Source organism: Frankia sp. CeTa3Moorea, assembly GCF_978021225.1.
In genome coordinates this window covers 35,891-55,234 of record NZ_CDXDOR010000016.1, presented here as the reverse complement: position 1 = coordinate 55,234, position 19,344 = coordinate 35,891, and the positions used below count along the sequence as shown (strand labels likewise).

The window sequence follows — 19,344 nt, the reverse complement described above, 5'->3', positions numbered from 1 at the left end:
CCCGGCCCATCCTGGGCAGTCTGCGTGTCATCACCTCACGCCGCGGGGCGTGCGGCGCGGCGGCACGGGGACCGGACGCGGGAGGGCGCGGTGGGCACGGGTATGGCTCCCGGCGAGGCCGGATTCGACGATCCGGGCGGTGGCGGCGAGAAACCCCAGGCCGCGCCGCCACCGACAAACCCTGGAAAATTTACCGAGAAATTCTTTTCCCCGAATATCATGCTTTATATCGAGCCAGCCCTGCACAGTCCTGCTCGCCGTTCCGCGCCCGCCACGCCAGGCGCGAATTCCCGGCAATGCCGGCTGGAATGGCAGTTCCGGCTGGAACGCGACGGACGTCGCGCCGTCGGTTTCCTCCCCGTGCGGCGGAGGGCTCTCTCGTGAGACCACAGCGGCGCCTTCTTCTGCTGCGGCACGCAAAGTCAGACTGGGCCGAGGGGTCGATCCACGACGCCGATCGGCCGCTGTCGGGATCGGGCCGGCGGGGCTGCAAAATTATCTCGCGCTACCTCACGGACAACAGGCTCGCGCCCGACCTCATTCTGTGCTCCTCCGCGCTGCGGACCCGGCAGACCGTCGAGGGCCTCGCGGAGGCGCTCCCCCCGAACGTCCCAGTCCTGACCGAGGACCGGCTCTATCTGGCCGAGGCGCAGGACCTGCTGGACCGGTTGCGTGAGATCGACGACGGAGTGCCCAGCGTGATGCTCGTCGGGCACAATCCCGGTATCCACACGCTGGCCGTGGCCCTGCTGCCCCCCGCCGAGCGGTACCAGATCCCCACGTTCCCGACGGCGGCACTCGCTGTCCAAGATCTGACCGTTACGCGCTGGGCGGAGCTGGGTCAGGACTCGGCCCGGCTCGTCTCCTTCGTCACGCCGCGGGGCCTGCGGGAGGCCGCCAGACCGGCGGGGGCCCCGAAACCTGGCCCACCGGCCTGAGTCGGGAACGCCGCCGGCCTGAGCTCGACTGGCGGCCGAGCGCCGCGGCGCGGCAGCCCGATGAACTGGTAGGTGCCGCGCCAAGCCTCGTTGAACCAGATCGGCACGGCACTCAGTAGGCCTGCTCCATGATCTTGGAGACGAGGGCGAAGACGCCACCAAGGACCAACAGTGCGCCGGCCGCGATCCACAACGGCACCGAGGCGAGCGGGAGGGCGAACGTCCCGACGACGAAGCCTACAATGATCAGAAGTACCGCGGCCCACGAACCCGTGTTGGCCTTGTGGTGACCGGTCTCACTAGCCACGTCCACTCCCGTCCGTCCTCATCGGGGCCGCCCGGCGACCCGATGCACATCGTTTTCCGGTGCGAGACTACCCGCGATCGGCATGTCCGATCCCGGATGGCGATGTACCTTTACCCGATCTCGCCATTCTGCCTGATCTCGCCATTCTCTTCCCGCGCCGGGAGCCCGGTCACCCGAATCCGGCGACCCGCCGCAGGTCCACCAGCTGATCGTCGAGCCAGCGCCGCACGTCGTGGGTGCGGACCTGTTCGGCGGCCGCGGCGAGCCGACGATGGCGCTCCTCCATCGGCATCGTCAGCGCGGTGTACAGGGCGTCGGCCATCTGCTGCACGTCGAAGGGGTGCAGGGTGACGGAGAACTCGCCCAGTTCCTCGTGCGCCCCGGCCATCTCCGACAGCGCCAGCACGCCGCCACGCCGGTTGACGACCGCGACCTCCTTCGCGACCAGGTTCATCCCGTCGGCGATCGCGTTGACGATCAGAACGTCACAGATGGAGTAGGCCGCCACGGCGAGCGGGAAGTCCTCGACCATCCGCAGGTCGATCGGCTGGCGCCCCTCCTTGGTATGCCGGGCGTTGATCTCCGCGACGACCGCGCCGATCAGGGCGATGTAGTCGGCGTACTCCGGCACGTCGGTGCGGCTGGGCTGCAGCAGCGCCAGAAAGCTGACCTTGCCCACCAGCTCCGGATGCTGATCGAGCAGGGTGCCGAAGGCCAGGAAGCCGCGCACGACGTTCTTGCTGGGGTCGGTGCGGTCCACCCGCAGGATGAGCTGACGGCCATCGTCGAGGAAGATGTAGCGCAGCATCGCCACATGCGCCGCCACCTCCTCGGAGGCCTGCGTAGCGTCCAGCGCCGCCGGATCGACCGAGATCGGGTGGTACCGGGCGCGGACCACCCGGTCCGCCACCGTCACCGTCAGCTGCTCCAGGTCGGTCGGCAGGCCGAGCAGCTCCTGGGCGCACAGGACGAAGTTGCGAGCGTAGCGCCGGGTATGGAAACCGACCACATCGCTACCGAGCAGCCCGCGCAGCAGCCGCTCCCGGATGTCGGCGGGCAGGACGCGCCACTCGTCCGGCCCCGGCCAGGGAATGTGGATGAAATGCGTGAGCACCACATCCGGGCACTGCTCCCGCACCCAGTCGGCCACGAGGTAGAAGTGGTAGTCCTGCAGCAGGACGAGCGCCTTGCCACCCCGCGCGCGCACCTCGTCAACCACCGCGTCGGCGTAGGCCCGGTTGACCGCCGCGTAGCCGTTCTCGAAGGCGTCGTGCTCGGCCCGGGTGAACACCGGTGACAGCGACCGGCCGTAGAGGCCGTGCTGGATGAACCACAGGATCGGGTTGGACCACACGCTGTAGAAGTCGGCGTAGGCGGTCGGATCGGTAACAACGAGCCGGACCCGGATGGCGGGGCCGTCCGGCTCGCCCTCCGCGAGCCGGGGCGAGGGAGAGGTCTGGACGAGGATGGAGCTCCCGGCGCTCTCCCCGGCGACGGCGACGTCCTCCTCGCTGGCTGCGCCGCACACCCACACCGCGTCGTCGAGATGCTCGGCGAGTCCGGACAGGGCCGAGACGAGGCCGCCCGCCCCCCGGGTGACGGTACGACCGGTGGCGTCCCGGTCGAACCTGACCGGACCGCGATTGGACAACAGCACGAGCGGCAGGTCGAGCGACAGGTCGAGCGGGTTGAAGTCCGACACGGCGGATGCGGCCTCCTGGTCACGGGCGGTACTCGGCGTCCGGCACCGCTGAGCCCGAGCGCCCGAGCGCACGGGAACAATCCGGACTGTAGTAAGCCCGGCTTTCGGATGCATCGCGTTGCAACGCGGCTAGGACGTTGTTACCCAGACCTTCATCTGATTACTGCTCTCATCCGAAAGGTGTCCTCCTGTAACCAGATGCCCCGGCAAGCCGCAACGGGGAGATCCCGTCCCACGTCGGGAGGCGTGCCGTGCCTCACCCCAGCCGTCTACAGACCGTCCCGGTAGTCCCGAACCTCCTGCACAGCCGATCCCAACGACGCCAGCGACGTCTGCAATGTGTCGCGTGTCTCCACCAGCGCGCTGGTCAACTGTTCGACCGCGCGGTGCTCACTGCCGTCGGTCGCCGCGATCACCATCGCCTGCGCCTCCTCGATCATGCTCAGCGCGCCCTCCAACTGCCCGGCCACCTCCTCGGTGCGCCGGAACGCCTCGTCGAGCTGCGCCTTGACGTCGGCGATCGTGCCTGACACCCGTCCTCATCCCTTCCTGGAACCACCGCTCCTGGAACCACCGCTCTTCGAGGCGCCGGCCGGAGCCTGCCCGCCGCCGAGGCCGAGACCGAAGCGGACCGCCACCGCGAGCGCGGCCAGCGACGCGATCACCCCGACCGGTTCCATCGGGGCGAGCCGGAACGTGGCCAGCACCATCACCGCGGCCGTACCCGCTCCCAGGGTGCCCGCCCGCAACACCGCCTTCGCCCCATCCTCGCCGCCGGCCCCGAGAGCGACCAGAACGGCGGCGGCCACCGTCGACCCGACCAGGCATGGCACCGCGGGCACGGCGACGAAGGCCCGCAGAAGTCCGACGATCCCGAGGATGAGCACGCAGGCGAGGGCGGTCAGCAGCCCGGCCGACGCCGAGCCGGTGCCCTTGGAGACGGCCCGCAGTTCGGCGGCCTTGCTCATCGCGTCCAGGCAGAGCTCGTAGGCCTGGCGCGGCGCGGTCCGCGGGTCCACCTGCGCAGCGGACGGCTCGTGCGGGCCGCCGGCGCGGCCACCCCGCGCAGCCCGGCCCGCCCCCGGCGGCCGGCCATCCGACCGGTGCCGCTGCCGCGCGAGCCCCCGTCCCGTGCGGTCGGCCTCCCGTCCGGCCTGTGCCAACGATCGGCCCCGCCGATCGCCCGGTTCGGCCAGGGCGTACCCGCCCCCATCGCGGTAGAGGCCGCGATCCGCCGTCCCCTTCTTCGCCAGGCCGACCCGCGGGGCGGCGGCAGCCGCATCGGCCGAGGTGTCGCCGGCCGCCGAGCGCAGCTGGTCGAGCTCGGTGAGCCCGTACTGGGCGAGGGGCTCGGCGACCTGGTCCCAGACGCTGCGGACCCTGGCCCGGATGTCCTGCGCGGCGTCCCGGTGCCGACGCGCGGCCGCCCGGCCGCCCTGACGCCGGTCGCGGGCGTCGCGGCCGGCCCGGGCCCGGGCCTCGTCGGACGCACCGAGCAGGCGCCGGTACTGCATCGCCGCCTTGGCCGGGTCGTCAAGATCCGGGTCACCAAGGTCCGGGTCGCCAAGGTCCGGGTCGCCGAACAGGTCGGCGAGATCGGAGGCATCCACCGGCACAAATCCAGCCACGATCCCGTTCCGTCCTCTCCCGGCGCCTGCTCGGCCGTCGATCCCCACGTCGCCGACACCCGCCACATCGCCGTCGGTTCCCGCCCCGTCATCGGTCCACATCGGGCTACTCCTGATCCAACGGCGCGAATGGCACCACGGTGCGCGGTTCGGCCTGGACGTGCCGGTCGAACAGGACCGCCCGATTCGGCATGGTCCCACCGGCCACCGACCGGTGTCCGGCCAGGACGAACAGGTCGCTGCCGGGTACCCCGGCCGCCATCCACGCGGCGATGTCGTCCCGGTTACCCGGACCGAGGTCCTCAGCCAGCCGGGACACTCCCCGCCACCAGCCCAGCAGGTGCACGCGCTGCGCCGGTCCCCGGCGGGTGAGCGTGCGCAGGTCGTCCAGTCCGGTGCGACGGGTCACCGGGTCACGCGCCTCCAGCCCGGCCCGGCCGGCGTCCATCGCAAAGACGACGACGAGCCGCAGCGACGGCGCGACCGGGCCCACGCTGCCGGTGAGTGCGGACTCCTCCCGGGCACGGGTCTCGTCGGCGGCACCGGCCAACACCGACCGCAGGCCGGTGACATCGGCGACCCGAACGGGATGCCCGGCCCGGCGCACACGCGCCGCGAGCACCTCCGCGGCGGCGAGCGCCATCGGCTCCGCGGCGATGATCTCGACCACGAGTCCACCGGCCGGGACCTGCGCGGCGACGCTGGCCGCCGCCGCCTGCAGGATGCCGACCGCCTCCCGACGCAGCGGACCGAGCACGGCGAGATGCCGGCCGGGCAACGCGGCGAGCCGTACCCCGACCGCGGGCGGCGCGAGGTCCAGAGGCACGCCGACCAGCGCGAGGGGATCGACATCGTTCTCGGAGCTGTCCCCGGAGCTGTCCCCGGAGCGGGAGGCACGACCCGGCGACACACTGCCCGGCAGCAGGCTCGGACCGGTTTCGCCACCGCCCTCGCCACCGCCGCCGAGGATCGCTTCGGCCGCAGCCGCCTCGACGGCCGTCGGCGCCGGACGTCCGTCCAACGCCTGGTAGATCGGGTTGTCGTCAAGAACCGCGGGGGCGTGACCAGCGAAGACCCGCGGGGGCCTTGCCTTCGGCACACTGCGCGCGGTCGTGGCCGCCAGCCGCCCACGCAGCACGCCTATCGCCGCCGGATCAGGGAAGGCGACCCGGACGAGTTCGTTGCCCGCGGGATGGCCGTTGCGCCGGTTGACGATAGCCTCCCCGACGCCCGAGAGCGCGCCGGCCGCCTCGTTCGCCGTGGACAGCAGGACCCGCGACTCCGAGATCGAGGTACGCAGCGCCACGCGCAACGCGAACTGCCCGAAGATCGAACCACGCTTGCCGGCGGTGGCGTCGAGCGCATCGATACCGGACAGCGTCTGGCTGGCGAGCAGCAGATGGACCCCGTAGGCGCGGCCCTGGCGGGCCAGGACCTCCAGGTGCGCGACGGCCTCCCGCGCCACCGAGTCCATCGGGGTGAGCATCACCTGGAACTCGTCGACCACGACGATGATCCGCGGCCAGGGCGAGCTCCGGTCGGCCGCCCGCAGGCCTCGCAGGTCGCGGGCGCCGACCGCACGCATCGCCACGGCGCGGCGGCGCATCTGTTCACGGACCGCCCGCAGCACCGCGACGCCGAACTCGCGGTCGCTCTCGATGCCGACGGTATCGGCGTGCGGCAGGTAGAACGGGTCCGTCGGACCGGCGGCGAACTGGGCGAACTCCAGCCCCTCCTTGAAGTCGAGCAGATGGAAGCGGACCTGGTCGGGCCCGTAACGCGCGGCGATCCCGTAGATCACGTCGAGGAGCAGCGTCGACTTGCCCGACCCGGCCTGGCCGCCGACGAGGGCGTGCACGGTGTCGTCGTCGAAGGTGAACCCCACCGGCCCGTCGGGGCCCTGCGCCACCTCAACACCCACCCCGGCGGCGCTGTCGAACTCCCACAGGCCGCGGGGCAGCATGTCGCTGATGGCGGGCGGCCGGGCGGCCTCCCGGGTGGCCGCCGCGGCGACCTGAGCCGTGACCGCGGCGACCAGCATGGAGTGCGGCGGCGGGTCCAGCTCGACCCGCAGCAGACCGGTCAGCGATGTGCGCCAGCCTCCCGCGGCGACCCCGCGCCATCCCGGCCGGTCGGCGAGGAGCTCGACCGCGGTGAACACCACCGACCTCGGCAGGGGTTCCGTCACCGAGTCCTCGTCCTCGTCGGGTTCCAGGCCGATGACGTCGGGATCCAGCGGCGTCACCTCATCGGGATCGTCCCGCGAGCCGCCCAGGACCGGCTCCGCGCCGGACGGCCGGACCTCCACGATGGAGATCACCACCACCCCGCAGGACGGGCCCTGGGCCGCGATGGCGGCGAGCGCCCGCGCGCCCTCGTCGTGCAGCCGGGGCTCACCGAGCAGCACCAGGACGCGCCAGGGCTCCGAACGCGGAAGCCCGGCCTCCTCCCGCTCCCGCAACGAGTCGAACCGGCCACCGAGCCGGTCCACAGTGATCCTTCCCACCTCCGCCGACAGCTCCGCGAGGACCTCCTCGAGCCGGGCCCGCGTCGTGAGCGTGGGGGTGGCCACACCGGCGGCACGCAGCGGCGCAAAGCTAGCGAGCCCGGCACCGAGCTCGTGGGGGTCATAGACGACGAGTCGGACCCGCCCGGCCGGCGCCGCGGCGAGGACGCGGGTCAGCAGGCCACGCACGAGGTCGACCGCGGCGGGCCGGCGGGACCGGGTCGTCTCGATCCGCAGGTTCAGGCCGTCCAGCAGCGGGATGGCCAGTGGCACCGTCCGGTGCTGCGCCGTGGGATCGTCGGGCGGCACGATGACCTGGCCGACCTGCCACAGAGCGGGCCGGAAACGAGCCCGGTCGCCGACCGGGGCGACGCCGAAGGGGCCGTGCCGCCAGTCGGGCGCCGCCCAGGACGCGCCGGCGAATCCACGCGCCCGGGAACGGGCGATCACGGCGGCCCGGGCGAGCTCCCCGGCGACGTCGAGCCGCCCCGCACCGGACTCACCGAGGCCACCAGCCTTCCCGGCGGCACCAGCCTTCCCGGCGGCACCAGCCTTCCCGGCGACACCGGAACCCGCTTCGGCCTCGATCCGGTCCGCCTGCTCATCCAGCCGATCGGCGAGCGCCAGTGCCGCCCCCAGCGAGGACTGGATACCGGCCACGAGCGTGCGCGCCCGCCGGGTACCCGACACGTTGACCTCCCCACACTGTGTGTTGCCGTGCTCGGCGTCGAGCCCCCCGACGACCATGACACGTCCGACGGAGCAAACATCCCAGAACGCGCCGACCGGCCGAACTGGCCTGCCGGCGCGACGGTCTGGGCACGGGGACCTCGCCGGACGAAAGCATGCGACGACATCGGCGACGTTATCGGTACAACCACCCGCAGCCTGGCCGTTCCGGACGACGGCGACGCCGGGACCACCGGAGCGGGCTACCCCTCGACCGGCACCAAATCAACGGCGCCGCGCGTGTTCAATGATCCGTCGGGGCAACCGTCCCGGTCAGGTAAGCCAGCGCACCGATCGAAGGGGCGAAGGTCGGCGATGAGCAGGTGGAAAGGGAACGTCGGTGACGGACACGGCTGACACGGCTGACACGGCGGGCCTCACGGAGACGGCGGGTACGGCGGCGGCGAAACAGCGACCGCTCGCCGTCATTGACGTCGACGGGGTGGTGGCCGACGTCCGACACCGGTTACGCTTCCTGCGCGCCAGTCCCAGTGACTGGGAGGCGTTCTTCGCAGCGGCGCCCGCCGATCCCCCCTTGGCCGAAGGGGTGGAACTAGCCCGCAAGCTGGCTCGGGACCACGAGGTGGTATGGCTGACCGGCCGGCCAGAGCGTTCCAGAGAGGCGACGCGGCGCTGGCTGACCGAACAGGATCTGCCGCCGGGTGAGCTGCGGATGCGTCCGGACGCCGACCGTCGGCCGGCTCGGGTGTTCAAACGCGCCGAACTTCGCGAGCTCGGCGCCGGCCGTCGGGTCGCCGTCGTGGTCGACGACGACCCCGCCGTGGTGGACCTGCTGCGCGCCGACGGCTGGCCGGTCCTGCGGGCCGAATGGCTCGCCTACGAGGCGACGCTGGGCAACGCCCAGGAGACCGAGGGCCGCACCTGACCATGAGCCGCGCCTCGGCGACGCTCGGTGCGGCCCGCGGCCGGCGGTCGGGCCCGCCGGTCAGCGCGAGGCCGACCGCCGGTACACGCGCGCGGCGAACGGCCCGAACACCACCAGCAGGCCCAGACACCAGGCGAGGGACTGCAGGAGAACGGAGACGACCGGACCGCCGAGGAACAACGCCCGCACGGCGTCGACGGTCACCGTCACCGGCTGATGCTGGGCGAACGCCTGCAGCCAGCCCGGCATGGTCTCCACCCGGGCGAAGGCCGAGCTGGCGAAGACCAGCGGGAAAATCCAGATGAATCCCGCCGACTGCGCCGCCTCCGCGCTACTCACCGACAGCCCGATGACGGCGGACAGCCAGGAGAAGGCGTACGAGAACAACAGCATCAGCCCGAACCCGGCCAGCACCGCCGGCACCGTGGTCTCCCCGAACCGGAATCCCACGGCCAGGCCCACCAGAAGCATCACTACGACGATGAAGACGTTGCGGGCGAGATCGGCCAGGGTACGGCCGGTGAGCAGCGCCGACCTGCTCATGGGAAGGGAACGGAACCGGTCGATCAGACCCCGCTGACGGTCCTCCGCCAGCCCCACGCCGGTCAGCATCGACCCGAAGATCACCGTCTGCAGGAAGATGCCCGGCATCAGGTAGTCCACGTACTTGACCCCGTCACCCACGTTGATCGCGCCACCGAAGACATAGGTGAACAGCAGGACGAACATGACCGGCTGGATGGTCGCGAAGATGACGAGCTCGGGTATCCGCCAGGTCTGGATCAGATTGCGCCGGCACATCACCCACGCGTCGGCAACGGCCCACGACAGCTGCCCGCGCCCCGCTGGAGTCAGCTCGAGGGTGCTCATATGGTCACCATGTCCTTGTCATCGTCCTTGTCGTCCTTGTCGCCCCGGTCATCAGGGGTGTCGGTGTCGCCACGGCCGTCGCCGCCCGCGCGTGCGGGCGGCACCTCGCTGCCGGCCGGAGCGCGCCCGGTCATGGCGAGGAAGACGTCGTCCAGCGACGGCCGGTGCAGGGCGACGTCGGAGATCGGCACCCCCAGCTCGTCGAGACCCCGGACCACGTCGGACAGCACGCTCGCGCCCGGTACCGGCACACTGACCCGGCGCGTCTCCCCGTCGGCCGTCGCCGCGCCGGATCCGAACCGGGCAAGCACCGCCCGGGCGGCCTGGACATCCTCGGCGGCGTCACCACCGACGACGATGTCCAGCCGGTCGCCACCGACCTGCGACTTCAGCTCGTTCGGGGTACCCCGCGCAATGACCCGGCCGCCGTCAACCACCGAGATCCGGTGGGCCAGCCGGTCGGCCTCCTCCAGGTACTGCGTCGTGAGCAGGACCGTCGTGCCGTCCCGCACCAGATCGGCGATCACCCTCCACATTGCCGAACGGCTGCGGGGATCCAGTCCGGTGGTCGGCTCATCGAGGAACAGCACCGCCGGGTTGATGATCAGGCTGGCCGCGAGATCGAGCCGCCGCCGCATCCCGCCCGAGTAGGTACGCGCCTGCCGACCGGCCGACTCGGCGAGCTCGAACCGCTCGAGCAACTCGACCGCGCGGGCCCGCGCGACGCGGCTGCGCAGCCGGTAGAGCCGCCCGAACATCTCCAGGTTCTCCAGGCCGGTGAGCCGCTCGTCGACCGCCGCGTACTGACCGGTCAGACCGATCCGGGCACGCAGCGCGTCCGCCTGCCGGACGACGTCCAGACCGAGGACCCTGGCCTGGCCGCCGTCCGGACGCAGCAGGGTCGACAGGATGCGTACCGCCGTCGTCTTGCCGGCTCCGTTGGGCCCCAGCACGCCGTGCACGGTGCCGGCATCGACCCGCAGGTCCAGGCCCACCAGCGCTCGTTTGCCGCCGTAGCTCTTCTGCAGGCCCTCGGTGAGGACCGCCGGGTTGTCTGTCACGAGGCGGACCGTACGACGAACCTCCGACAGTTTGGAACCGAATAAAGGCGGGGGAGGCTAGGCCGAGCTCCGCCGGGTCCGACGACTGGCCAGCTCGTCGCCGGGATGGGTTGCCGGCGGATGACCAGGCCGCTCGCAGGGCAGTTCAGCCAGCTGGCCACGCATGTCGCGCAGGGCTCGGCCAACGGCGATGGCGAACACGCCCTGCCCACCCCGGACAAGATCGATCACCTGGTCGTCCGAGGTGCACTCGTACACGGTGGAGCCGTCGCTGATCAGGGTGAGCTGCGCCAGGTCGTCCACGCCGCGGGTACGCAGATGCTCCACCGCCACCCGGATGTTCTGCAGCGACACACCGGCCTCGAGTAGCTTGCGGACCACGCGCAGCACCAGGACGTCACGAAAGGAGTACAGCCGTTGGCTGCCGGAACCGGACGCGTCGCGGACGCTGGGGACGACCAGACCGGTCCGAGCCCAGTAGTCGAGCTGGCGGTAGGTGATGCCCGCCGCGGCGCAGGCCGTCGGCCCCCGGTACCCGACATCGTCCCCCGGCGGTTCAGGAATCTCATCCGGAAAGAGCTGGCCCTGTTCGATCATCGCTGTACGCACTTCGCCGCCATGCCAGCCCCATCCTCCGGACCGTTCCGGATCCGTCCCGACCGCCGACGTCACCCGACGCCGCCATCCCGGGCACCCGGCCCGATCGAACCGTTTCCACCGTCGTGCGGCCTGCCACGATCATCTCGACCACACGACTCCCTGTCCCCGACCGCCGCCGGTCGACGGTCTGCGAGACCGCGACGCGGCACCCCTGTGCCCGTAAGCCGGGACCGCCCGCCCACCCGTCGGCACGGGCCCGGGCGGAGCGCATCACGCCGTTGCCACAGCCCGGCAAGGTCAGAGCCGGAGAGAGCCCGTTCCGCCACGTCTACCGCGGGCAGGGGCACGAACTCTACGGTCGGGCTCTCCCGACCGTAGGAGCGACGCGCGGTTCCTTCAATGATCTAAGCCGGCGTGTCTGTAGTCCAGCGGACGTCATTCAACAGATCGGTCAAATCGGAAGTGCGCTCCGATACTGCCCGCACGCTAGATCACAGCCGACCTTGGCCCGGGCTGGCTGAAGGCCTCAACGGCCGACCTGCGCCCAGGCGGGCACGCCGAGGACTGGGAGGCTCAGGGGCCAGGAGCCCTCGGGAACCGGGCACCCTCAGGATCCGGGAGTGTTGAAATCCTCCGGGGAGATCGTGTCAAGGAACTCCCGGAACTTCTCCAGCTCGTTCTCCTGTTCTTGTTCCTGTTCCTCGGGAACGATGATCCCGGCCTCGGCCAGGACCGCCTCGACCCCGTAGACCGGCGCTCCCATCCGCATCGCCAACGCGATCGCGTCGGACGGCCGGGCGGAGACCTCCACCCCGTTGCCGAACACGAGCGTGGCGAAGAAGACGCCGTCCTGAAGGTCGGTGATGGTCACCCGGGTCAGATCCGTCTGCAGCGCGCGCAACACATCCCGCATCAGGTCATGGGTCATAGGTCGAGCCGTCGTGATGCCCTCCTGGGCGAAGGCGATCGCCGTCGCCTCAACAGCACCGATCCAGATGGGCAGATACCGCTCACCGCCCACCTCCTTGAGCAGGACGATCGGCTGCTTCGACGGAAGCTCGACTCGCACGCCGACGATGTCCAGCCGATGCACCGATCTACCTCCTCGCAGGTGGGGCGGGGCGGGATGTTGTGACCGGAGCCAGAAAACCCCACAGGGGAGACAGTATCCCCGCTTCCGTCCGGCGTCAGCGCGCCCACCGGTTCGGCTGTCCGGCAAGGCACTCCGAGCGCAGCCCCGGCAGCCTCCTCACCTCGGTCTCAACTCGATCGTCCCGCCGCCAGCCGGGAGCGCAACAGGGCCGCGTGCAAGCGGACCAGCAACGCCGCCAGCTCATCGGCGGTCTCGGCGTGCCGTCCCGAGCCCTCACCACCGCGCTGGCCCCGCAACGGGGCGACGGCGGCCTCGATGAGACCAGCCTCACGGTCGGCCACGGTGCGGGCGGCCCGCAGATGCCGGGGCTGCACGCCGTGGCCGGCCAGCAGCGCCACGGTCCGCGCGACGAGCAGGGCGTCGCAATCGTAGTACCCGCCGCCCGCGATCGGACCCACCAGGCCGTGCTGTTCCAGCTCGGTCAGGGCCTCGTCGCCGAGCCCCGCGGCGGCGAGAAGCTCCCGGCGCGACATCCTAACCCTTTCCGCCCCGAGGAACGCGTCCAGGCCGGTAGGGGTCGGATGCGGAGGCAGCGCGCGGGGTCCGGGCCGATGCACCGGGGTCTCACCGCGGTCGAGCGACGCCAGCTCCTCCTTGATCACGCGCAGCGGAAGAAAGCGCTCCCGCTGCGCGTGCAGGACGTAACGGAGCCGGGCGACGTCGTCGACCGAGTACTTGCGGTAGTTCGCGCTGGTACGGGCGGGTTCGACGAGCCCCTCCGCCTCAAGATAGCGGATCTTCGACAGGGTAATGTCGGCGAAGTCCGCCCGCAGACGGTCGAGAACCTGGCCGATGTTGAGCACCTTCGCGTTCTGTCCGGCCTGGTCCGAGCGCGCTGCGCCCGAACGCGGGGCCGGCGATGCCGCGGCGAGGCCGCCGCTCACCGTGGGTCCTTCCTCGTCACCGTGCCGCTGACCCCCCGTAGCTCGCGCCGGTCAGGAACACCAGGCGGAACTTGCCGATCTGCACCTCGTCGCCGCTGGTGAGCTCAGCCGAGTCGATCCGCTCGCGGTTGAGGTAGGTACCGTTCAGGCTCCCGACGTCGCGAACCGAGAAGCCCTTGGTGTACGGCGAGCGATGGAACTCCGCATGCCGGCGGGAGACGGTCACGTCGTCGAGGAAGATGTCGCTCTCGGGATGGCGGCCGACGGTGGTCATGTCGGCATCCAGCAGAAAACGACTCCCCGCATTCGGCCCCCTCTTGACGACGAGCAACGCCGAACCGGGAGGTAGCGCGTCGACGGCGGCGACGGCGTCCCGCTCGGTCGACTCGTCGACGTGGTCGCCCTCGATGCCGGACAGCGCGGCCGCCAGGTTCAGCGTCGACGTCTGCTCCGCGGGTCTCTCCGGCGCCACGGGCTCACCCGGACGCACCAGAGGAGACCCGCACCGCGCGCAGTACAGCGCGTCGGACGGGTTCTGCTGTCCGCACCTCGTGCAGAACACAGTCGCGTCCGCTTCCTGCCGGGATCCCGCACGGGCGGGGTACCCCAGCCGCTTCGGCCGCCACCGAACGGGCGGCGGGAACGTCTCTGCCAACACTGCGATGGTGGTAGCCAGACGTCCGCAGCCCACCCCCATCACCAGGATGATCACATGGCGACGGTCGGGCCGTCCACGATCGTGCCCCGGTGCACTCCGAGGCTAGTGCATCGCGGGCACGGTCGTGAAAAGGGTGCGACCCGTGTTGTTCGGCGTGGTGCGGCCCACCACCCACCATGGGCACAAACCAGATACTCTCAGTTTTCCTTCACGTGCTCCGCGTACTCTTCGGCGGCCAGCAGGCCGGTGACGCCGGCGACATCCGCGACCGTGAGCTCGACGAGCCAGCCTTCCCCGTAGGGATCAGAGTTGATCAGTTCCGGCGCACCGGCAAGCGCCTCGTTGCGCGCCGTCACTTCGCCGGCGATCGGCGCGTAGATCTCGGACACGCTCTTGGTCGACTCGACCTCTCCGAAGGACTCACCGGCCTGGACCGCGGAGCCGAGGTCGGGCAGAGAGACAAAGACGATGTCGCCCAGTGCCTCCTGCGCGTAGGACGTGATGCCGACCCGTGCCGTGCTCCCGTCGAGCCGGATCCATTCGTGCTCACGGGTGTACTTCAGGTCGTCCGGGTACACCGGAGATCGCCTCCCCTTGCTCTGACCACTCCGCGGACCGCTCTGCGCCGCCCGGCCCGACGCCGTACCGCGCCGCGAACTCCACCAGGAACCACGTTCCTCGACTGGCCCGGACAGGGTCCCCTATCCGGCCGGACGGGCATAGCGAGGACTCGGAGCGGGTCGCAGCGCACGGATCTCGATGTGCTCGGAGGTCCGAACGGTCGCCTGCGCCCCGTCCCGTGCCGCTACCGTATCGAGCACCCCGCCGGGGATCCGCATCGCCTGGTCCAGCGTGTGGGCGTCGCCCACCACCCGCAGCACGTACGGCGGCGCGATCGACGTGCCGTCGACCACCAACCCCCGCCCGGGCTCGTCGGCCACGTAGGTCGAGACGACCGCTCGGACCCCGGCGATCTCGATCGCCTCGGCGCCCGCGTCCCGTAGCTCCTGCAGGGCGTCGACGAGGATCGAGGAGTCGACCGCGCGGTGGGGGTCATGGATCGTCAGCTCGAGCCCCGATCCGGTGACCGGCACGATGCCGGTGAGGATCGCCAGCCGGTCGGCCTCGCGACGCACCTCGCCCGGCCCGGCCGCCGGGGCCGGCGTCGACGTCGGCACGGGCGGCATCATCGGTTCCGTCTCCTGGCGGAGCTGATGCTCCCGGGCCACCAGGGACCGGTCGACGGCGCCGATCGCACCGAGGGTCGCGGCGAGCTCGCCCGGCCGCGCGGTGGCAAGTCCGAAGGACGGCTCCGCGGACCGGGTCGCGGCGACCGCGGCGAAACCGAGACCGGCGAGCAGGACCAGGCTCAGGGCACGCCGCGTCCGGGCACGACCCGGCCGGGCGTGCCCCGGAACCGGGCTCGGCGTCGGCTCCGACGCGACAGGGACCACGACGGGCGACGGGGGCGGGTCCGACGGCGCCTCGGGGACCGGCGTCTCGGGGACCGGCGGCTCGGCGACCGGGGTCGGATCGGGGACCGGCGCCTCGGCGACCGGGGTCGGATCGGGCTTCGGATCGGGTACGGACTTCCGTCCGGGCCCGGATCCCGAAGGGTCGCCTGTCGAGGTCACCGCCACCGTCAGACCTTGATCAGATGCTGACGCAACGCGGTCGCGGTGGCGAAGATGCGGATGCCCAGCACCACGACCACCGCGGTGGACAACGCGCCGCCGAACCCGATCAGGTCGCCAAGTAGCACCATCAGGACGGCAACCGCGACGTCGAAGACGAACGAGACGATGAACACCCGGTCGTCGAACACCCTCTCCGCGACGGCCCGCGCGCCGCCGAGAGCAGCGTCCACCGCGGCCACCACGGCGACTGGGAGGTAGGGATCCATCCAGTCGGGGACGGTCGGGCCCAGCACCAGGCCGACCGTCACGCCCAGGGCAAGGGCTACCACGACGATCATGATTCGCTCCGTCGAGCATGCCGCAGCACCCGGGGATCGGCCGCGGGCAGGGTCAGGTTTCTGACAGTGACGACCGCCAGGGAGGTCACCGGTGAGTCGGGACGATGCCGCAGCCGGTCGATCACGGCGGACTCCTCGAGACGCCGCACGAGATCGTCCGGATCACCCACCGCTTCGACGGTGTACGGCGCGATCATCGGCACGAATCCGACGAGAACGAGATCACCGGCCGCCCGGATCGCGCTGAGAGCCGTCAGGCGGACGCCGTTGACCGCGACAGCCTCGGCACCCGAGATCCACAGCACGTTGACGAGATCAGCAAGGTCTCGATCTTGAATCCGGGTCCAGCCGGACGCCGGTGCGGGGCGGGGACCAGCGGGCCCGGTCGACGGGCGCAGCGGGGTGGGCGCCGTTGACGCACGAGGTGCCGAGGGTGCCGACGGCCCGGGGGAGGTCCGGTCCGCGAGCTCGATCCGGGCGCCCGGTCCACGCACGGGGGACCAGCCGGCCGCCGGCCCGAGATCCGACAGTGCCGCCGTGGCCCGGGCCAGCTCGCGCTCGGCCCGGGCGCGCTGTTCCCGCGCCGTCTTCACCCGCAGGCGCAGCTCGCTGACCCGGGTCGCGGCCGCAGTAGTCGCGGCGGATCGCTCATGAATCTCCGCGCGCAGGGCCGCGACGAGCTCCGCACGTTCCCCGGCCGTCGTCGCGGCACGCCGGGCCCCGGTGGCTATCACCAGGCCGAGCAGGCCGAGGACGAGGGCCAGGGCGAGGGGGCGCAGCCAGGGGCGACGGGCCCGCCCGGAGACGCCGCAGGGATCCGAAGGGCCGGTGGCCACGGGGCATACCGGCCCTCGGCGTGGCCATCCGGTCCGTTCTCGCACATTCGGCATTCTGACCGACCGGACACCGAGCGCCGCCGACCAGGGCCTCGCCGCGCGTGCCGTGGCTACCGCGCCTCGACCACCTCGACCCAGCGCCGCAGCAGCACGTGGGCCTCCTCGATGTCGGCACCCTCCGACCACAGGTGGGTGACCGCCTCACTCGGATCCGGCAACACCAGGATCCAGGAGCCGTCCGGACCGACGATCCGAACCCCGTCCGTGGTGTCGATGACATGCCCCGCATCCGGGTCGACCGACTCCACCACGCGACGCATGACGGTGCCCTTGACCGCCCACGGGGTGGGCACTGAACGACGCAGGATCGCCACCAAAGGTATCCGGGCGTCGATGGTGCTGAGCGTCAGCCGGGTCCGTGCCACCAGGGCCAGCAGTTTCACGAACGCCGCGATCCCGTCGATCGCGGGGGCGAACTCGGGGACGATGAAGCCGCCCCGCCCGTCGGCGGCGAAGACGATGCCGTCGTCACGGGCGACCCCGGTCAACGCCGCCGCCGACAGGGAAGTCCGGCGTACCGTCAGCCCGTGGAAGCGGGTGACCTGGTCGGCCACCCGGGTGATGGTCACCGGCAGGGCCACCTCCGCGCCGGGATTCTCCGCCGCGACGAGGTCGAGGAACACCAGCAGGGCCCGGTCATCGTCGATGAGGTCCCCCCGTTCGTCGACGATCGTGACGCGCTCGCCGACATGGTCAAACCGCACGCCGAAGGCCGCCCCGGAGCTGGCGACGAGGGCGCCCAGGCGGTCGGTGGCCCGCAGATCCTCCAGGGCGCTGCGGGGCGGGATGGTCTCGTCGACGCGTCCGTTGACGGTGAGCACGTCGACGCCGAGCCGGCCGAGCAGTGTCGGCAGCACCAGGGACGCCGAGCCACCCGAAGGATCAACGACGATCTTGAGATCCGCCTCGGCGATGCCGGCGGTATCGACCCGGTCAAGCAGATCCTGGATGTAGAGATCCATGGTGCGGGCCGGGAAACGCAGGTCACCGATCTCACCGGGAAAGGCCCGGCGGAACTCCTGGCGGGAGAAGACCCGGTCAAGCTTGCGCTGCGCCACCGGGGAGAGGTCGTCGCCGTCGGCATCCAGGAAGATGATGTCGATGCGTTCCGGGTCTCCGGGGGTGGTGCGCAGCATGATCCCCCCAGCGGCGTTGGACGAGCGGACATCGAAGCGGGTGACCGGCATCGGTGCCACCTCAAGATCACGGACGTTGATGGCGCCGGCGGTCAACGCGCTGATGACGGCCCGCTTGAGGGCCCGGGCGGCGCGGGAACCGTCCCGCGCGGTGGTGACGGTGGCTCCCTTTTTCAGGGTCGTGGCGTAGGCGCCGGCGAGGCGCACCACCAGCTCCGGGGTAATCTCCGCGTTCACCAGGCCGGACACCCCGCGCGGCCCGAACAGGGTCCGCTGGCCGCGGGACTCCCAGATGACGGACGTGTTGACGACCGCGCCGGCCTCGATCGTCTTGAACGGATACACCTTCACGTCATGGGAGATGAACGCCTCCTCGCGGACGACGCACTCGTCTCCGACGACGGCGCCCTCCTCGATCCTGGCCGCCCGCAGCACGTCGGTGCTCTTGCCGATGACGCAGCCACGCAGGTTCGTCTGCGGGCCGATGAGCGCGTTGTCCTGGACGATCGCCCGGTGCAGGAACGCGCCGCTCTTCACCAGCACGTTGCTGCCCAGCACGGAGAACTCCCGCAGCTCGGCGCCGGCCTCCACCTTGCTGTAGTCGCCGACCACGAGCGGCCCCTTGAGGATCGCCTCCGGGTGGACCTCGGCGTCCTCACCGATCCACACCCCGGGGGACACCTCGAAACCGCCGATCTCCACATCGACCTGGCGGTTGAGCACGTCGGCCTGAGCCCGTTGGAAGCTCGCGATGGTGCCGACGTCCTCCCAGTACCCGGACGCCACATAGCCGTACACCGGGGCACCCTCCTCGACCAGCCGGGGGAAGATGTCGCCGGACCAGTCCACCGCCTCGCCGGGCGGCACCTGGGCAAGCACCTCGGGCTCCATCACGTAGATACCGGTGTTGACGGTGTCGGAGAACACCTGCCCCCAGGTCGGCTTCTCCAGGAAGCGCTGGATCCGTCCGTCCTCGCCGGTGATGACGATGCCGAACTCGAGCGGATCGGGGACGGATTTCAGCGCGACGGTGACGAGCGCGCCCTGACGCCGGTGGAAGGCGACCAGGTCGGTGAGGTCGATGTCGGTCAGCGCGTCCCCGCTGATCACCAGGAACGCCTCGTCCCGCAGGGCGTCCTCGGCGTTCTTCACGCTGCCGGCGGTGCCCAGCGGGGTCGTCTCGGTGGCGTACGACAGGTGCATCCCGAGCTCGTCACCGGAACCGAAGTACGTCCGGATCATCGAGGCCAAAAACTGGACGGTCACCACCGTCTCGTCGAAACCATGCCGTTTGAGCAGGCGCAGCACATGCTCCATGATCGGCCGGTTGACGACGGGGAGCAGTGGTTTGGGCAGGTTCGCGGTCAACGGGCGCAGCCGGGTGCCCTCGCCACCGGCCATGACGACGGCTCTCA

18 protein-coding genes are annotated in these 19,344 nt (G+C 71.2%); 2 read left to right on the top strand and 16 right to left on the bottom strand.

Going from position 1 to position 19,344, the window contains the following annotated elements:
- Nucleotides 1–380 precede the first annotated feature (380 nt).
- Nucleotides 381–938: a SixA phosphatase family protein gene (locus AC08OV_RS05410; RefSeq protein ID WP_476615595.1), complete on the top strand. Its 558-nt coding sequence runs from the start codon at nucleotides 381–383 to the stop codon at nucleotides 936–938.
- A gap of 112 nt (nucleotides 939–1,050) precedes the next feature.
- Here the strand turns inward: AC08OV_RS05410 and AC08OV_RS05405 are convergent, their stop codons facing one another.
- From AC08OV_RS05405 to AC08OV_RS05385, 5 genes are all read right to left on the bottom strand, one after another.
- Complete coding sequence (locus AC08OV_RS05405; RefSeq protein WP_462189278.1) at nucleotides 1,051–1,245, bottom strand: hypothetical protein; 195 nt, start codon at nucleotides 1,243–1,245, stop codon at nucleotides 1,051–1,053.
- A 169-nt stretch (nucleotides 1,246–1,414) separates the two neighbouring features.
- Nucleotides 1,415–2,947 carry an alpha,alpha-trehalose-phosphate synthase (UDP-forming) gene (locus AC08OV_RS05400; RefSeq protein WP_476594463.1) on the bottom strand — a complete coding sequence of 511 codons (1,533 nt, stop codon included), beginning with the start codon at nucleotides 2,945–2,947 and terminating at the stop codon, nucleotides 1,415–1,417.
- A gap of 269 nt (nucleotides 2,948–3,216) precedes the next feature.
- The gene (locus tag AC08OV_RS05395; RefSeq protein ID WP_011435917.1) at nucleotides 3,217–3,480 is read right to left on the bottom strand and encodes a hypothetical protein; all 264 of its coding nucleotides are present in this window, start codon (nucleotides 3,478–3,480) and stop codon (nucleotides 3,217–3,219) included.
- A gap of 6 nt (nucleotides 3,481–3,486) precedes the next feature.
- Nucleotides 3,487–4,677, bottom strand: a complete 1,191-nt coding sequence (locus tag AC08OV_RS05390) for a hypothetical protein (protein ID WP_476619369.1) — start codon at nucleotides 4,675–4,677, stop codon at nucleotides 3,487–3,489.
- 4 nt (nucleotides 4,678–4,681) lie between these two features.
- Nucleotides 4,682–7,828: an FtsK/SpoIIIE domain-containing protein gene (locus AC08OV_RS05385; protein ID WP_476614277.1), complete on the bottom strand. Its 3,147-nt coding sequence runs from the start codon at nucleotides 7,826–7,828 to the stop codon at nucleotides 4,682–4,684.
- A gap of 322 nt (nucleotides 7,829–8,150) precedes the next feature.
- Between AC08OV_RS05385 and AC08OV_RS05380 the strand changes: the two genes are divergently transcribed.
- Complete coding sequence (locus tag AC08OV_RS05380; protein ID WP_476614278.1) at nucleotides 8,151–8,696, top strand: phosphatase domain-containing protein; 546 nt, start codon at nucleotides 8,151–8,153, stop codon at nucleotides 8,694–8,696.
- Between the two features lie 60 nt (nucleotides 8,697–8,756).
- Here AC08OV_RS05380 and AC08OV_RS05375 read toward each other — a convergent pair whose 3' ends face one another.
- The 11 genes from AC08OV_RS05375 to AC08OV_RS05325 all read right to left on the bottom strand — a co-directional run bounded on the left by AC08OV_RS05375 (nucleotide 8,757) and on the right by AC08OV_RS05325 (nucleotide 19,330).
- A complete protein-coding gene (locus AC08OV_RS05375) occupies nucleotides 8,757–9,566 on the bottom strand; it encodes an ABC transporter permease (protein WP_476614279.1) in 810 nt (269 codons plus the stop codon).
- Nucleotides 9,563–10,627, bottom strand: a complete 1,065-nt coding sequence (locus AC08OV_RS05370; RefSeq protein WP_476614280.1) for an ATP-binding cassette domain-containing protein — start codon at nucleotides 10,625–10,627, stop codon at nucleotides 9,563–9,565. Before AC08OV_RS05370 ends, AC08OV_RS05375 begins: the two co-directional genes overlap by 4 nt.
- 57 nt (nucleotides 10,628–10,684) lie before the next feature.
- On the bottom strand, nucleotides 10,685–11,224 hold the full coding sequence (locus AC08OV_RS05365; RefSeq protein ID WP_462186286.1) for a MerR family transcriptional regulator: 540 nt from the start codon (nucleotides 11,222–11,224) through the stop codon (nucleotides 10,685–10,687).
- A 610-nt stretch (nucleotides 11,225–11,834) separates the two neighbouring features.
- A complete protein-coding gene (locus AC08OV_RS05360) occupies nucleotides 11,835–12,320 on the bottom strand; it encodes a bifunctional nuclease family protein (RefSeq protein WP_476614281.1) in 486 nt (161 codons plus the stop codon).
- Between the two features lie 167 nt (nucleotides 12,321–12,487).
- The gene (gene ftsR / locus AC08OV_RS05355; protein ID WP_476614282.1) at nucleotides 12,488–13,264 is read right to left on the bottom strand and encodes a transcriptional regulator FtsR; all 777 of its coding nucleotides are present in this window, start codon (nucleotides 13,262–13,264) and stop codon (nucleotides 12,488–12,490) included.
- 16 nt (nucleotides 13,265–13,280) lie between these two features.
- A complete protein-coding gene (locus AC08OV_RS05350; RefSeq protein ID WP_009739506.1) occupies nucleotides 13,281–13,826 on the bottom strand; it encodes an FHA domain-containing protein in 546 nt (181 codons plus the stop codon).
- Nucleotides 13,827–14,119: 293 nt separating this feature from the next.
- A complete protein-coding gene (gene gcvH / locus AC08OV_RS05345) occupies nucleotides 14,120–14,500 on the bottom strand; it encodes a glycine cleavage system protein GcvH (RefSeq protein WP_476614283.1) in 381 nt (126 codons plus the stop codon).
- A 123-nt stretch (nucleotides 14,501–14,623) separates the two neighbouring features.
- Nucleotides 14,624–15,556 (bottom strand): DUF881 domain-containing protein, encoded by a 933-nt coding sequence (locus AC08OV_RS05340; protein WP_476614284.1) that lies wholly within the window; start codon nucleotides 15,554–15,556, stop codon nucleotides 14,624–14,626.
- A gap of 8 nt (nucleotides 15,557–15,564) precedes the next feature.
- Complete coding sequence (locus tag AC08OV_RS05335; protein WP_476614285.1) at nucleotides 15,565–15,897, bottom strand: DUF1290 domain-containing protein; 333 nt, start codon at nucleotides 15,895–15,897, stop codon at nucleotides 15,565–15,567.
- Nucleotides 15,894–16,733 carry a DUF881 domain-containing protein gene (locus AC08OV_RS05330; protein ID WP_476619368.1) on the bottom strand — a complete coding sequence of 280 codons (840 nt, stop codon included), beginning with the start codon at nucleotides 16,731–16,733 and terminating at the stop codon, nucleotides 15,894–15,896. The genes AC08OV_RS05335 and AC08OV_RS05330 overlap by 4 nt, the downstream gene beginning before the upstream one ends.
- Nucleotides 16,734–16,843: 110 nt before the next feature.
- Nucleotides 16,844–19,330, bottom strand: a complete 2,487-nt coding sequence (locus AC08OV_RS05325) for a sugar phosphate nucleotidyltransferase (RefSeq protein ID WP_476615111.1) — start codon at nucleotides 19,328–19,330, stop codon at nucleotides 16,844–16,846.
- Nucleotides 19,331–19,344 lie beyond the last annotated feature (14 nt).

Coding starts and splice junctions, on each gene's coding strand:
- AC08OV_RS05365 (WP_462186286.1), bottom strand. CDS start 11,224: ATGATCGAACAGGGCCAGCTCTTTCCGGATGAGATTCCTGAACCGCCG.
- AC08OV_RS05325 (WP_476615111.1), bottom strand. CDS start 19,330: ATGGCCGGTGGCGAGGGCACCCGGCTGCGCCCGTTGACCGCGAACCTG.
- AC08OV_RS05385 (WP_476614277.1), bottom strand. CDS start 7,828: ATGGTCGTCGGGGGGCTCGACGCCGAGCACGGCAACACACAGTGTGGG.
- AC08OV_RS05375 (WP_476614279.1), bottom strand. CDS start 9,566: ATGAGCACCCTCGAGCTGACTCCAGCGGGGCGCGGGCAGCTGTCGTGG.
- AC08OV_RS05390 (WP_476619369.1), bottom strand. CDS start 4,677: ATGTGGACCGATGACGGGGCGGGAACCGACGGCGATGTGGCGGGTGTC.
- AC08OV_RS05335 (WP_476614285.1), bottom strand. CDS start 15,897: ATGATCGTCGTGGTAGCCCTTGCCCTGGGCGTGACGGTCGGCCTGGTG.